Below are 14,599 nucleotides of genomic sequence, written 5' to 3'. Positions count from 1 at the left end.
TCAATCGCGCCTGAACAACAGGTAGGCAGCCAGCAGACCGATTGCACCGACCGCAACGCCAGCGGTGGTCCACGGGTGTTCTTGCGCGTAATCGCGAGTAGCAAGACCCGTTTCGCGAGTTTTGTCTTTAACTTCGGCGTACACATCGCTAAGCAAGCTGCGTGAATGGCTTAGCGCATTTTCAGCGTTGGCTTTGAGGCTTTTCAGGGTTTTGCGCGACTCGTCCGACGCATCGGATTTAAGGCTCTCAAGGGATTTAAGAAGACTTTCGATCTCGGCTTCCATGCTTTGCAACGAGGCTTTACGTAGAGAGGTGTTAGCCATAGTGGCTCTCCTGCAGTGATGAGTGGCGTGTGTTGTTTCCGACTCCGAGGTTTCAGGAAAGTGCGGCGGTACCTGAACTTTTCAAAAGTTTTTGCCCACAGAGTAAGTAGCAATTCGCTGCTACGCTCTTAACGACATCTTTGGGAGAACTGCCATGAGTGATCACCACACTTACAAAAAAGTCGAGCTGGTTGGCTCATCGTCCACCACCATCGAAGACGCGATCGACAACGCCATCGCTGAAGCGGCCAAAAGCATCAAGCACCTGGAGTGGTTCGAAGTACTGGAGACTCGCGGCCATATTGAAGATGGGAGGGTTGCGCACTACCAGGTGACGTTGAATGTAGGCTTTCGAATCGCGAATAGCTGATCACGCTGAACTTTTGCACTGGCTGATTGCCATAAAATCCGCTACAAACAGTGAACCCGCTGTCGCGAAATCGTTGGCGTGGTTAATGATTAGGTTGCGTCCCAACCTGGTTAACCTAACGAGGGAGTGTGACCGATGAAGAAGTTTGTATTGGCGATAGCGCTGTTAAGCATTGCAGGTACCGCGATGGCCGCTGGCAAGTCCTGCGATGATTTAAAATCGGAAATCGATGCGAAAATCAAAGCTAAAGGTGCCTCGTCTTACAGCCTTGAGGTCGTTGCGAAAGGCAGCTCGACGGATGCTAAGGTTGTGGGCACCTGTGAGGCCGGCACCAAGGAAATTGTGTACAAGCGCGGCTAATGCGTAAGGCTTAACAAAAACCGACGCCCTCAAGGGCGTCGGTTTTTTACGTAAGTTTCCCGCCTTTCGTTGATCTGCGCAGCCTGCAAAGATTCAGCCCAGTACAGTTTCCGCCAGAATCTCGTAAGAGCGCAATCGATCGGCGTGGTCGTACATGTCGCAAGTAAAGATTAGTTCGTCGGCTTGGGTCTGCTCCACTAACACTTCAAGCTTGGCGCGAATTTTCAGCGCGCTGCCGACCATTGCCAACCCTAGGAAATCAGCCACGGCTTCACGTTCGTGGGGCAACCATAAGCCTTCCATGGTTTTTACCGGAGGTTTCTGGACCAAGCTTTGGCCCCGCATCAACGAAAGAATCCGCTGGTAAAGCGAGGTCGCCAGATAATCGGCGTGCTCATCGGTATCGGCGGCCGCCAATGGCACGCCGAGCATGACGTAAGGATCGTCCAGGTAGATCGACGGCTTGAAATGGTTACGATAAACCCGAATCGCTTCGTGCATGTAACGCGGCGCGAAATGGGATGCGAAGGCGTAAGGCAAACCGCGCTCGCCGGCCAGTTGTGCGCTGAACAAGCTAGAGCCCAGTAACCAGACCGGCACGTTGGTGCCCGTACCCGGTACGGCAATTACCCGCTGATTCGGCGTGCGAGGACCTAGATAGCGCAGCAATTCGGACACGTCTTCAGGAAAATCGTCCGCGCTGCCGGAGCGTTCGCGGCGCAAGGCGCGGGCGGTCATTTGATCCGATCCTGGCGCGCGGCCCAGGCCCAAATCGATGCGGCCTGGATATAAGCTGGCGAGAGTTCCGAATTGTTCTGCTATCACCAGCGGTGCGTGATTGGGCAGCATGACGCCACCGGCGCCGACGCGAATGGTCGAGGTGCCACCGGCTACATAGCCAATCAGGACTGAGGTCGCCGAGCTGGCGATGCCGTCCATGTTGTGGTGTTCGGCCACCCAAAAACGGTTATAGCCAAGCTTTTCAACGTGTCTGGCTAAATCCAACGAGTTGCGAAGCGATTGCGCTGAGCCAGCATCTTGGCGCACTGGCACCAGATCGAGGGTAGAGATTTTGACATCCGCTAAACGTTTCATAAGCCACTAATAGCCTCTGGAGTATGCCGTGCAGGTTTGCGCCAAGACGTTTAACGGCGAACAGAACCCACGATAACGTGTAATGAAAATAGGGGCGTATTTTCGCGTTTCAATGGCTGGTGCCGAAATATCCTACTGAAACAGTAGGAAATGCCCTTTGGTTGAACTTTGTAAAGCCTACACTCCTCAGAACTCTAGTCATTGTGCAAACCGTCTGCACGCGTTCAATACATGCATGAGGAGAAACCATGAGCATCGTTAAAAAAGCATCAGCCCACTGGAAAGGCGATCTGAAAAACGGTATTGGCAGCATCTCTACCGAAACCAACGTACTTAACAAAGCACCTTACGGCTTCAAGGCCCGATTTGAAGGCGGTAAGGGCACCAACCCTGAAGAACTGATTGGCGCGGCACATGCTGGCTGCTTTTCAATGGCACTGTCGATGATTCTTGAGGGCGCGGGCCTCGAAGCCGACAGCATCGACACCGACGCGGCCGTGACCTTGGAGCAATCCGCTGGTGGCTTTGATATCACCGCCATACACCTGACCTTGAAGGCGAAAATTCCTAACGCCACTCAAGCGCAATTCGACGAGCTGACCAAGAAAGCCAAAGACGGCTGCCCGGTCTCCAAAGTACTAAACGCGGCTATTACGCTGGATGCCACGTTGGTAAGTTGATGGATATGCCAACCCACGCAGCGTTGCCTGCGTGGGTTTATGGAGAACCCTGTTCCTACGCAGTGTCTATGAATGGATAACCCGGTATTGTGTTCGCTAAATCGAGGGAGTCGAACATGAAGCGCATTTTTTTAGCTGGTATCTGTACCGCATTTGCCGCTACAGCATTGGCAGCGCCAAAACCTTGCGGTGAGCTCAAGGATGAAATTGAGGCCCAGATTCAAGCTAAAAACGTAACCTCCTATACGTTGGAAATTGTTTCCAACGAGGAAGTCCACGACGAAAACATGGTTGTTGGTACCTGTGAAAACGGTACGCGAAAAATCATCTACCAACGCAACGACAAATAATCAAAGGCATGTCACTTCACGGTCTTCGGCCACCATTTGGCGCTTCGCGTCATATAGTCGGGCACTGACTGTAATCCCTGCATTCCGGGCTTCAAGGCGATAACGTTGCCCTGGCGCGAAGTGGTCGTAGCGCAAAACGATATAACACGTACGATCTCCTACGTTGTCAAATCCGCTCAAGCCAATCCCGTTGGGTTGATAGTCAAATCGCACCTGCAGTTCATGACTGCCAGGTTGCACCTGAAAATAACGACCATCTCCCCAACGCTGTCCATCGAGCTTGTCTGCCATCACCAAATTGCCGGTGTAGGTAAACATCTCGATCCACGCCTGTTGCGCGTCAACCGGAGGCAGAGCCGGAATTGCGCACCCGCTGAGAATTAGTGCAGTTATCAACAAAGGCTGGCGCATGGGGGGCTCCGTGATCGAACAGGTGTCGATGGTAGTTGCGTTCGGGGTGTGGTGTCCGGCATAACGCAGGTTGAATTAAGACATTAGGGCCAAGGCATGATTCGACACGACTTTCTGTTTCTTTGCCGTGGATTCGCGCTATTGGCAATATTGCTGCTCAGCGGCTGTACCAGTGTCGACTACTACGGTCAGCTTGCCACTGGGCAATTGCGTTTACTCCATGCTCGTGAGCCGGTAACTACTATTATTGCTGACCCTAAACGCGACCCGAAGCTGCGAAACCAACTGGTTCAATCGCAACAGGCGCGAGCGTTCGCCAGTCGCCAACTGCACCTGCCAGACAACCAAAGTTATCGGCTGTATGTCGATATCGGGCGGCCTTATGTAGTTTGGAATGTATTCGCTACCGATGAGTTTTCCCTCAACGCACAGAGCCAGTGTTTCCCTGTTGCGGGATGCGTAGCTTATCGAGGTTATTACAACCCAAGCGACGCTCGGGGCAAAGCGGCATTGCAGCGTCTGGCCGGTCAAGACGTTTATTTGAGCGGCGTTGAAACCTATTCGACGTTAGGTTGGTTCGACGATCCGATCATCAGCTCGATGCTGCATTGGGGCGATGAGCGTCTGGCAGCATTGATCTTTCATGAGTTGGCGCATCAGCGTTTTTACGTGAAGGACGATTCTGAGTTCAACGAGTCTTATGCCAATTTTGTCGAGCAAGAAGGCGGTCGCCAATGGCGCGTGGCGCGTGGTTTGGCTCCGGAAAAAGAGTCGGACTCCAAACAACGGGAACAATTTACCCAACTGGTTTTAGGGGCGCGGGAACGCTTGAAAAAACTCTACGCGCAGCCGCTGCCGACGCAGGTGATGCGCGAACGTAAAGCGGCGGAGTTCGAGCGGTTGCGCAGCGACTACCGGCAGATCCGCGACAGTCAGTGGGCAGGCAATCGCCGCTACGATCCTTGGATCAATGCACCGTTGAACAACGCCAAGCTGCTGCCATTTGGATTGTATGACCAATGGGTGCCAGCGTTTGCGGCGCTGTATAAACAGGAACACGGCGATTGGTCGGCGTTTTACAGTGCGGTGGAAAAGCTGGGTGGGTTGCCGATTGAGCAGCGTAGAGCGCAGATGCGCAAGTTGATGGGTAGCTGATTTCGGGAACGGTTCGACCCTTCGCGGAAGCGATGTGTGTCACGACATGGCATCAACTCTTCAAAAACGCTCGATGCATTTCGGCCAATGTCGCAAAGTGGTAAGTCGGTGATTCTGCAGTCAGTTCTTCTTGACTGCCAAACCCATATCCCACCGCCGCCACATCCAAACCATTACGTTTGCCGCCGATCAAGTCATGTTTGCGGTCGCCGATCATCAAGGTTTGTTTGGGATCAAGCTGTTCTTCGCTCATCAAATAACCGATCAACTCGACCTTGTCAGTTCGCGTGCCATCAAGTTCGCTGCCGTAAATCACTTTAAAGTGCTTGGCGAAATTAAAGTGCCGGGCGATTTCCCGGGCAAACTCCCAGGGTTTTGAGGTCGCTATGTACAGCTGCCGATCCTGCTTGGCGAGGGTTTCCAGCAGCTCAATCACGCCATCAAACACCCGATTCTCATACAGCCCGGTGACCCTGAACCGCTTGCGATAAAACCCTACCGCCTCCCAGGCCTTTGCCTCATCGAATTCGTAGAACTGCATGAACGCCTGCAACAACGGCGGGCCGATGAAGTGTTCAAGCTTGGTCAGATCCGGCTCATCAATACCCAGACGGCTCAAGGCAAACTGGATCGAACGAGTAATACCCAAGCGCGGGTCGGTCAAGGTGCCATCGAGGTCGAACAAAATAGTTTGGTAGTGCATGGAAATCCTAAAAGCAGGCTTGTACGGCATGTTAAATCGGCTGGTCATACCCTTCGACCAGGTGCTGATCCTTGAGCTTCACGTAGTTGCCAGCACTGTAACTAAAAAACGCTCGTTCTTTGTCGTTCAGTGCGCGAACCTGTTTGACCGGACTGCCGACGTACAAAAACCCACTGGCCAATCGCTTGCCTGGCGGCACCAGGCTGCCTGCGCCGATGATCACCTCGTCCTCAACCACCGCGCCATCCATCACGATGCTGCCCATACCAATCAAAATGCGATTACCGACAGTGCAGCCATGCAGCATGACCTTGTGCGCAATAGTCACTTCGTCGCCAATCAGCAACGCAAAGCCGTCCGGGTTGAACGGACCTGCATGGGTGATATGCAGCACGCAGCCGTCTTGAACGCTGGTGCGGGCGCCGATGCGGATACGGTGCATGTCGCCGCGAATCACCGTCAATGGCCAGACCGAACTGTCAGCGCCAATCTCGACATCCCCTATCACGACGGCAGATCGATCGACAAATGCACGTTCGGCAAGCACCGGCATGTGTCCCTGAAACGGTCGAATAGTCACGATAGCTTCCTTCTTTAGGAGTGATAGATGGGTCTGAGTGCTGCGGTCGGCGTCGATTGTAATTAAGATGGACCCACGTTTCCTCAAGCCAAGGTGTTTAACCGTGAGCGCGAACAACCCTCTTTTACAACCGTATGACCTGCCACCGTTCTCCGCCATTCGTGCCGAGCACGTCAAACCGGCGATTGAACAGATTCTTGCCGACAACCGCAAGGCGATTACCGAGCTGCTCGTGACCGAGGGTAAACAGCCGACTTGGGCCGGGCTGATTCTGGCGATGGACGAGCTCAACGACCGTCTGGGTGCCGCCTGGAGTCCGGTCAGCCATCTCAATGCCGTGTGCAATAGCCCCGAGTTGCGCGAGGCTTACGAGTCTTGTCTACCCGCATTGAGCGCTTACTCCACCGAAATGGGCCAGAACCGGGAATTGTTTCAGGCCTTCGAGGCGTTGGCCAATGGTCCTGAAGCCGCGGGTTTTGATGTCGCGCAGAAAACCATTCTTGAGCATTCGTTGCGCGATTTCCGTTTGTCGGGTATCGATTTGCCGCCAGAACAGCAGCTGCGGTATGCCGAGGTGCAGGCCAAGTTGTCCGAATTGGGCAGCCATTTCTCAAATCAACTGCTCGACGCGACTCAAGCCTGGACCAAGCACGTCACCGACGAAGCGGCCCTCGCCGGGTTGACCGACTCGGCCAAAGCGCAGATGGCCGCAGCGGCGAAAGCCAAAGACCTCGACGGCTATTTGATCACCTTGGAATTCCCGAGCTACTTCGCGGTGATGACCTACGCCGAAGACCGTGCCCTGCGTGAAGAACTTTACGCGGCGTACTGCACCCGTGCGTCGGACCAAGGCCCGAACGCTGGGCAGAATGACAACGGCCCGGTCATGGAGCAGATCCTCGACCTGCGTCGGGAATTGGCTCAGCTGTTGGGTTTTGCCAGTTTCTCTGAACTGAGCCTGGCGACCAAGATGGCTGAATCCAGCGATCAGGTGCTGAGTTTCCTGCGTGATCTGGCCAAGCGCAGCAAGCCGTTTGCTGTTCAGGATCTCCAGCAGCTCAAGGCCTACGCGGCCGAACAAGGTTGTGACGACCTGCAAAGCTGGGACAGCGGTTTCTACGGGGAAAAACTCCGTGAACAGCGCTACAGCGTTTCTCAGGAGACCCTGCGCGCCTACTTCCCCATCGACAACGTGCTGAGCGGCCTGTTTGCGATTGTGCAGCGTCTGTACGGGATCGAAATCACTGAACAGAAAGGATTCGACACCTGGCACCCGGATGTTCGCCTGTTCGAAATCAAAGAGAATGGCCAGCACGTCGGGCGCTTCTTCTTCGACCTCTACGCTCGCGCCAACAAGCGTGGCGGCGCCTGGATGGATGGTGCCCGTGACCGTCGTCGCACCGCTGAAGGCCGGCTGCAAAGCCCGGTGGCGAATCTGGTGTGCAACTTCACCCCAGCCGTCGGCGGTAAACCTGCGTTGTTGACCCACGATGAAGTAACCACCCTGTTCCACGAATTTGGCCATGGCCTGCACCACTTGCTGACCCGCGTTGAACATGCCGGTGTGTCCGGTATTAACGGTGTGGCGTGGGATGCCGTGGAGTTGCCTAGCCAGTTCATGGAGAACTGGTGCTGGGAGCCTGAAGGCTTGGCGCTGATTTCCGCGCATTACCAGTCCGGCGAAGCGCTGCCCCAGGATTTGCTGGAAAAAATGCTCGCCGCGAAAAACTTCCAGTCTGGGCTGATGATGGTTCGTCAGCTGGAGTTTTCGCTGTTTGACTTCGAACTGCATGCGACCCACGGCGATGGTCGAAGCGTGGCGCAGGTGCTGGAAAACATCCGCGACGAAGTGTCGGTAATGCGTCCGCCTGCCTATAACCGCTTCCCCAACAGCTTTGCGCACATCTTTGCTGGAGGCTACGCGGCGGGTTACTACAGTTACAAGTGGGCGGAAGTGTTGTCAGCCGATGCCTTCTCGAAGTTCGAAGAAGACGGGGTATTCAACGCCGAAACCGGCCGCGCGTTCCGTAACGCGATCCTGGCGCGTGGCGGTTCACAGGCGCCGATGGTGCTGTTCGTGGACTTCCGCGGACGTGAACCGTCGATTGACGCACTGTTGCGCCATTCAGGCTTGAGTGAGGAAGCGGCAGCATGACCGATACACCCGTCACCATCACCAAACGACGCTTCATTGCCGGGGCTGTTTGCCCGGCGTGCAGCGAGCCGGACAAGTTGATGATGTGGAGCGAGAACGACGTGCCTCACCGCGAATGCGTGAGCTGTGGTTACTCAGACACACTCAACGAGCAAGGCTTATCGGTGCCCAAGGAATTGGGCACTCGGGTCAATACGGCGCTGGCCAAAGTGGCTGACCCTAAGGTGCAGGGCGTGCAGTTCTTCCCTAATCCGAAGCTGAAAAAGCCGGTTGAGCCGAACTAATAACGTCCCGCATTACGACTCGCGAATGAATCCCCCTTAGAAGATTCCAGAATCTTTGGGGGAGCTTGCTCTGTCAGATAAAACGCGAAACCTGAGGGCTTGCCCGCAATCGGCTACGCAGCAGTCGTAAAAGCAGCAACACAATCTTTCAGCTGAAACAAACAGCTATCGGAAGCGTTTTGCGATCCATCGCGAGCGAGCGCGCGTCTAAAGCTCGCCTGGCATTAAAGCTCGGTGCAGTCGTGCTCAGGTTTTTGTGGAGAAAATCCTTATTCGACGATACTGTATGTATAAACAGTAAGTGGAAAATCGTATGTCTATCTCCCTGCCCCCTCGCGGTCGTGGCACTGCGAGCAATCCCTACAATCGCTTTGCGCCCAACCGATCCGTAGCCGAGGACGATGGTTGGTACCAAGAAGTGCCAATGACCCAGGGCACTGAAGTGCGTAGCGAAACGGCGAAGACGATCATTACCCGCAATACTTCACCGGATATTCCATTTGATCGGTCAATCAATCCCTATCGAGGATGTGAGCACGGGTGCATTTATTGTTACGCCCGGCCCAGCCATGCTTACTGGGATATGTCGCCGGGGCTGGATTTTGAAACCAAACTGATCGCCAAAACCAATGCTGCTGCGGTGCTTGAGCAACAGTTGTCCAAGCCGGGATATCGTTGTGCGCCCATAACCCTGGGCTCTAACACCGATCCTTATCAGCCGATTGAGCGCGAGTACAAAATCACCCGGGCGCTGCTTGAGGTTCTGCTGCGCTATCGGCATCCGGTGACGATCATCACCAAAGGTTCGTTGATTTTGCGCGATCTTGACCTGCTGGCGGAGTTGGCCAAACAGCGCCTGGTGTCTGTGTTTATTAGTCTGACGACCCTTGATGACGAGCTAAAGCGCATTCTTGAACCCCGCGCTGCGGCGCCCAAGGCCCGGTTGAGGGCAATTCGGGTTATGCGCCAGGCGGGTATTCCTGTCGGCGTGTTGTGCGCGCCGATGATCCCGATGATCAATGACAGTGAACTGGAGAGCCTGTTGGCCGAGGCCAAAGCGGCGGGCGCATTGAGTGCTAGCTACGTCATGCTGCGATTGCCGCTGGAAGTTGCTCCGCTGTTCGAAGAGTGGCTGCACGCTCACTACCCGCAACGGGCGGCGCATGTGATGAGCCTTATCCGGCAGGTTCGCGGTGGCGAGTTGTATGACAGTCGCTTTGGCGTGCGTATGCGAGGTCAAGGCCCCTTCGCCGATCTGTTGGCCCAGCGCTACAACGTTGCAGTGAAGCGTCTTGGGTTGAATCATCGGGAGAGTCTCAGCTTGGATTGCGAAGCGTTTTGCCCGCCTGGAGGGCAGATGTCGTTGTTGTAATGTACGTGCCCTTTAATGTCAGACTCGCCATTGTCGGAAGGTCTTTGGGCCCTTATCGCAGTGTTGGAAACTCTGTCGCTTCAGTTTCAATTAAGCTTATGCCAGTACGGTTCAGTCAAAGTGGCCAGTTGGTCACGTTCCCTTGGAGACGATTACCATGAGTGGCACTGACAAACAGCCCTTGGCTGCGGAAAGCGCCGATGTAGCGCTTAAGCATATCGTTGATGGATTTCTGCATTTTCGCCATGAAGTTTTCCCGAAACAGGAGGAGCTCTTCAAAAGCCTGGCCACTGTCCAACGGCCGCGCGCGATGTTTATTGCCTGCGCCGACTCACGGATCGTGCCGGAGCTTATTACCCAAAGTTCTCCGGGCGATTTGTTTGTCACCCGCAACGTCGGTAACGTTGTGCCGCCTTATGGTCAGATGAATGGTGGCGTTTCAACTGCCATCGAGTACGCGGTGATCGCCTTGGGCGTGCAGCACATCATTATTTGCGGACATTCCGATTGCGGCGCGATGCGCGCTGTCCTTAACCCACAAACCCTTGAAAAAATGCCCACGGTCAAAGCGTGGCTGCGGCATGCCGAAGTGGCGAAGACGGTTGTCGAAGACAATTGCCACTGTGCAGATGAGCAGGAGAGCATGCACGTACTGACTCAGGAAAACGTGATCGCGCAGTTGCAGCATCTGCGTACGCATCCGTCAGTGGCATCGAAGATGGCCAGCGGTCAGTTGTTTATTCACGGTTGGGTTTACAGCATTGAAACCAGTGACATTCTGGCTTATGACGCCGAACAGGATTGTTTCCTGCCGCTTGATGGCTCGCACCCTATTCCGGTGGCAACGCCCAAGTCGCGTTTCTAGCATTTGCAAATAGGTTGCGCACGACCCCCGGCGTCTGAGTCGGCTGAGTCGTGCGCGGGCGCAGTCTTGCCCTTAATGCGTTTGTGACGTGTCCAAATCGAGTCCGACGCCCAGTTGGCGCGACAGGCTCGGCCAGCGCTTCCACGCCGCTTCGGTGTCAGGGCTCTTAAGGCGTTCGCGATACGCCTCTACTGACTCTAGCGCGAAGCTATCTTCGTCGAGCATTTCATCCACCGCATGGTGTACAGCTTCGTCTAGCTGGTTAGCAAAAGCTTCGCCGATCAACTGATGGGCAATAACGCTCGCCACGGTGGTGTTCGAGGGAATCAGCGGCTGACCAAAGTGCTTGATGTAGAGGTCGTTTACCTCCTCAACCAGACGATGGGCTAGATAGGCTTCGTCTAGCAAGCTGTCCAACCCTTCATGACCGGCCATAATCGCGGGCGGTTGAAGAAAAAACTGTTCGGCGATCTTCAAGACAGGTTTGATCTGCGCTTCAATGCCCGCCTCGATAGCCACCGCATTGGCAGCCTCTAGCAAGTCGGGAACCAGTTCAATATAAGCTGCTACAAAGCGTGTCAAAACGCCTTTCGCATCTAATTCAGGGACGTGAATGGCGGGGTGCAGGTGTGGCAACTGAGTTTCAAGCTGACGCGACAATTGACCGGTATCGGCCTCGTGTTGGAGCGCTTGTTGAATCTGCTCGCGCAAAGCGGCGGTGTTCATGAAAACTCCTGAACGTAATGAAATAAGGCAAAAAGCAAAACGAAGTCATACGGTAGCCTGCTTATAAAATTCTCTCAGACGCATTTGTCATAACAACTTCACACGTTTGTGGGTGACCTATATAAGCAGTTTCATTCTGTCGACGCATTGTGCGCCCCTCATAGCTGCGAATCGACAATTTAGCCAGCTAACGAGATTTTGCGTCAGCACATTGCGAGGTCTCAAGCGCTGTCTATACTCGGGGTTGAAGGAAGATTAACCGGCGACGCCCGAATGAATTCGCAGCTTTGGCCCGACCGTCAAGCCACCATTCTTGACAGCCGCTCCCTTGGCCGCAGATGAAAGTGAAAGCCGGCGGGATAACAAGAACGATAAGGGGAACCCGCAATGATGCGACATCCATATGTCTGGATGGGCTTGCTGTTGTCGTCAATATTCAATCAGGCGCAGGCCGCTTGGACGACGAATATGGCGCCAGGAGCGACCGAAGTCAGTCATGAGATATTCGATTTACACATGACCATTTTCTGGATATGCGTAGTGATCGGTATCGTCGTTTTTGGGGCCATGTTTTGGTCGATGATTCTTCATCGGCGCTCTACTGGGCAAGTGGCCGCCAAGTTTCACGAGAGTACGCGAGTTGAAATTGCCTGGACAATTGTGCCGCTGGTGATTTTGATCGTAATGGTTATTCCTGCCACCCGAACCATGATCAAAATGTACGATACCGGTGCGTCGGATATCGATATCCAGATAACCGGTTATCAATGGAAGTGGCATTACAAATATCTAGGACAAGACGTCGAATTTTTCAGCAACTTGGCTACCCCTGCTGCGCAGATACACAACAAAGAAGCCAAGGGCGAAAACTACTTACTCGAAGTTGACGAGCCATTGGTTATTCCAGTGGGAAAGAAAATCCGGTTTCTGGTGACCGCTGCTGACGTCATCCACTCGTGGTGGGTGCCAGCGTTTGCAGTCAAGCGCGACGCCATTCCGGGGTTCATCAACGAAGCTTGGACCCGTGTCGATAAACCCGGGATCTACCGAGGTCAGTGTTCAGAATTGTGTGGCAAAGACCACGGCTTCATGCCGATTGTGGTGGAAGCCAAGACTCAGGCTGACTACGACACTTGGCTGGCGGGGCGCAAACTTGAAAGCGCCAAACTCAAGGAGTTGACCAGTAAAGACTGGACGATGGATGAGTTGGTGGCCCGTGGCGATAAGGTTTATCACACCACCTGCGTGGCTTGTCATCAGGCGGAAGGTCAGGGCCTGCCGCCGATGTTCCCGGCGCTTAAGGGTTCGAAAACTGTCACCGGGCCCAAAGAAGGCCACCTGAACACCGTGTTCCATGGTCGTCCCGGTACGGCGATGGCGGCGTTCGGTAAACAGCTTTCAGAAGTGGATATTGCGGCGGTGGTTACTTACGAGCGCAATGCTTGGGGTAATAACAAAGGCGACATGGTCACCCCCAAAGATGTGTTGGCTCTGAAACAGGCGGACGCGAAATGACCTCGTCCATGGCTGAATCACGTCGTTTCGCAGACTGTTTTGCAGGAGACAGATCATGAGTGCAGTGATCGATGACCATGGCCACGTGGGCCATGTTGATGACCATGCGCATGGCCCCGCGAAGGGCCTGATGCGCTGGGTACTGACCACTAACCACAAGGACATTGGCACGCTGTACCTCTGGTTCAGCTTCTGTATGTTTTTGCTCGGCGGGTCGTTCGCCATGGTGATACGCGCAGAGCTGTTTCAGCCCGGACTGCAAATCGTCGAGCCGGCGTTCTTCAACCAGATGACCACCATGCACGGTCTGGTGATGGTGTTTGGCGCGGTGATGCCCGCGTTTGTCGGTCTTGCCAACTGGATGATCCCGTTGATGATCGGCGCGCCCGACATGGCGCTGCCGAGGATGAACAACTTCAGCTTCTGGCTACTTCCGGCGGCTTTTTTGCTCTTGATCTCGACGTTATTTATGCCCGGTGGTGGCCCGAACTTCGGCTGGACCTTCTATGCGCCGTTGTCGACAACCTACGCGCCGGAAAGTGTGACCTTCTTCATTTTTGCCATTCACATGATGGGCATCAGTTCGATAATGGGCGCGATCAACGTGATTGCGACCATCCTCAACCTGCGCGCGCCCGGCATGACGTTAATGAAGATGCCGTTGTTCGTTTGGACATGGCTGATCACGGCATTTCTATTGATCGCGGTGATGCCAGTGCTGGCTGGATGCGTGACCATGATGTTAATGGACATCCACTTCGGCACCAGTTTTTTCAGCGCGGCGGGCGGTGGTGATCCGGTGTTGTTCCAGCATGTGTTCTGGTTTTTTGGGCACCCTGAGGTGTACATCATGATCCTGCCGGCGTTTGGCGCGGTCAGTTCGATCATCCCGACGTTTTCGCGTAAACCGCTGTTTGGCTATACCTCGATGGTTTATGCGGTGGCAAGCATCGCGTTTCTGTCGTTTATCGTATGGGCGCACCATATGTTCGTAGTGGGCATTCCGTTAGTGGGTGAGTTGTTCTTTATGTACGCCACAATGCTCATTGCGGTGCCCACCGGGGTGAAGGTGTTCAACTGGGTTAGCACCATGTGGCAAGGCTCGCTGAGCTTTGAGACGCCGATGTTGTTCGCTGTTGCCTTCGTGATTTTGTTCAGCATCGGCGGATTTTCTGGGCTAATGCTGGCCATCGCTCCTGCGGACTTCCAGTATCAGGACACCTATTTCGTGGTGGCGCACTTCCACTACGTGCTGGTACCGGGTGCAATTTTCGGAATCTTCGCCTCGGCTTACTACTGGTTGCCGAAATGGACCGGGCACATGTACGACGAAACGCTGGGCAAGCTGCATTTCTGGCTGTCCTTTATCGGCATGAACGTCGCGTTTTTTCCGATGCACTTTCTCGGGCTAGCTGGCATGCCACGGCGTATTCCCGATTACAACTTACAGTTTGCAAATTTCAACATGGTGTCGTCCATCGGAGCATTTACCTTTGGTGCTACGCAGATCTTCTTCCTGTTCATCGTGATCAAAACTATTCGCGGCGGCCCTCCAGCGCCAGCCAAGCCTTGGGATGGTGCCGATGGATTGGAATGGAGTATTCCATCCCCCGCGCCGTATCACACCTTCACCACGCCGCCAGAAGTGAAGTGA

17 protein-coding genes are annotated in these 14,599 nt (G+C 54.4%); 11 read left to right on the top strand and 6 right to left on the bottom strand.

All coding sequences use genetic code 11. The features are described from left to right. A complete protein-coding gene (locus QN378_RS17540; RefSeq protein ID WP_322205969.1) occupies positions 1–324 on the bottom strand; it encodes a DUF883 family protein in 324 nt (107 codons plus the stop codon). 154 nt (positions 325–478) lie between these two features. Between QN378_RS17540 and QN378_RS17535 the strand changes: the two genes are divergently transcribed. Together QN378_RS17535 and QN378_RS17530 are read left to right on the top strand one after the other, a co-directional pair. Next, a complete protein-coding gene (locus QN378_RS17535; RefSeq protein ID WP_322205968.1) occupies positions 479–694 on the top strand; it encodes a dodecin in 216 nt (71 codons plus the stop codon). Positions 695–829: 135 nt separating this feature from the next. Next, the gene (locus QN378_RS17530) at positions 830–1,054 is read left to right on the top strand and encodes a DUF1161 domain-containing protein (RefSeq protein ID WP_322205967.1); all 225 of its coding nucleotides are present in this window, start codon (positions 830–832) and stop codon (positions 1,052–1,054) included. 93 nt (positions 1,055–1,147) lie between these two features. Here the strand turns inward: QN378_RS17530 and QN378_RS17525 are convergent, their stop codons facing one another. Then, the gene (locus QN378_RS17525; protein ID WP_322205966.1) at positions 1,148–2,149 is read right to left on the bottom strand and encodes an LLM class flavin-dependent oxidoreductase; all 1,002 of its coding nucleotides are present in this window, start codon (positions 2,147–2,149) and stop codon (positions 1,148–1,150) included. Positions 2,150–2,397: 248 nt separating this feature from the next. Here QN378_RS17525 and QN378_RS17520 point away from each other — a divergent pair, with 248 nt between their 5' ends. Together QN378_RS17520 and QN378_RS17515 are read left to right on the top strand one after the other, a co-directional pair. Next, entirely contained in the window at positions 2,398–2,829 is a 432-nt protein-coding gene (locus tag QN378_RS17520; protein ID WP_322205965.1) for an OsmC family protein, read from the top strand. Positions 2,830–2,945: 116 nt separating this feature from the next. Beyond that, positions 2,946–3,179: a DUF1161 domain-containing protein gene (locus tag QN378_RS17515; RefSeq protein ID WP_322205964.1), complete on the top strand. Its 234-nt coding sequence runs from the start codon at positions 2,946–2,948 to the stop codon at positions 3,177–3,179. Here the strand turns inward: QN378_RS17515 and QN378_RS17510 are convergent, their stop codons facing one another. Continuing rightward, positions 3,180–3,590 carry a hypothetical protein gene (locus QN378_RS17510; RefSeq protein WP_322205963.1) on the bottom strand — a complete coding sequence of 137 codons (411 nt, stop codon included), beginning with the start codon at positions 3,588–3,590 and terminating at the stop codon, positions 3,180–3,182. A 96-nt stretch (positions 3,591–3,686) separates the two neighbouring features. Here QN378_RS17510 and QN378_RS17505 point away from each other — a divergent pair, with 96 nt between their 5' ends. Further along, a complete protein-coding gene (locus tag QN378_RS17505) occupies positions 3,687–4,745 on the top strand; it encodes an aminopeptidase (RefSeq protein ID WP_322205962.1) in 1,059 nt (352 codons plus the stop codon). A 52-nt stretch (positions 4,746–4,797) separates the two neighbouring features. Here QN378_RS17505 and QN378_RS17500 read toward each other — a convergent pair whose 3' ends face one another. Beyond that, complete coding sequence (locus QN378_RS17500) at positions 4,798–5,448, bottom strand: HAD family hydrolase (protein ID WP_322205961.1); 651 nt, start codon at positions 5,446–5,448, stop codon at positions 4,798–4,800. Between the two features lie 31 nt (positions 5,449–5,479). Beyond that, positions 5,480–6,028, bottom strand: a complete 549-nt coding sequence (locus QN378_RS17495) for a gamma carbonic anhydrase family protein (protein ID WP_322205960.1) — start codon at positions 6,026–6,028, stop codon at positions 5,480–5,482. Between the two features lie 103 nt (positions 6,029–6,131). On the opposite strand from QN378_RS17495, the gene prlC reads away from it, so the two are divergent. The 4 genes from prlC (at position 6,132) to QN378_RS17475 (ending at position 10,704) form a co-directional block, all read left to right on the top strand. Then, the gene (gene prlC / locus QN378_RS17490; RefSeq protein ID WP_322205959.1) at positions 6,132–8,183 is read left to right on the top strand and encodes an oligopeptidase A; all 2,052 of its coding nucleotides are present in this window, start codon (positions 6,132–6,134) and stop codon (positions 8,181–8,183) included. Then, complete coding sequence (locus QN378_RS17485) at positions 8,180–8,467, top strand: YheV family putative zinc ribbon protein (RefSeq protein ID WP_323550808.1); 288 nt, start codon at positions 8,180–8,182, stop codon at positions 8,465–8,467. Before prlC ends, QN378_RS17485 begins: the two co-directional genes overlap by 4 nt. Positions 8,468–8,780: 313 nt before the next feature. Further along, entirely contained in the window at positions 8,781–9,839 is a 1,059-nt protein-coding gene (locus tag QN378_RS17480) for a PA0069 family radical SAM protein (RefSeq protein ID WP_322205957.1), read from the top strand. Between the two features lie 157 nt (positions 9,840–9,996). Continuing rightward, a complete protein-coding gene (locus tag QN378_RS17475; protein WP_322205956.1) occupies positions 9,997–10,704 on the top strand; it encodes a carbonic anhydrase in 708 nt (235 codons plus the stop codon). Between the two features lie 72 nt (positions 10,705–10,776). Here QN378_RS17475 and QN378_RS17470 read toward each other — a convergent pair whose 3' ends face one another. Continuing rightward, positions 10,777–11,430, bottom strand: coding sequence for a hypothetical protein (locus QN378_RS17470; RefSeq protein WP_322205955.1), 654 nt, complete (start codon positions 11,428–11,430; stop codon positions 10,777–10,779). 387 nt (positions 11,431–11,817) lie between these two features. On the opposite strand from QN378_RS17470, the gene coxB reads away from it, so the two are divergent. Next, entirely contained in the window at positions 11,818–12,945 is a 1,128-nt protein-coding gene (gene coxB / locus QN378_RS17465) for a cytochrome c oxidase subunit II (protein WP_322205954.1), read from the top strand. Positions 12,946–13,000: 55 nt separating this feature from the next. Beyond that, positions 13,001–14,599 carry a cytochrome c oxidase subunit I gene (gene ctaD, locus QN378_RS17460; protein ID WP_322205953.1) on the top strand — a complete coding sequence of 533 codons (1,599 nt, stop codon included), beginning with the start codon at positions 13,001–13,003 and terminating at the stop codon, positions 14,597–14,599.

Origin of the sequence: Pseudomonas sp. 10S5 (genome assembly GCF_035019745.1) — a bacterium.
Lineage (GTDB): Bacteria > Pseudomonadota > Gammaproteobacteria > Pseudomonadales > Pseudomonadaceae > Aquipseudomonas.
Note: the sequence above shows the minus strand (reverse complement) of the source record. Positions and strands in the feature narration are given on the sequence as shown.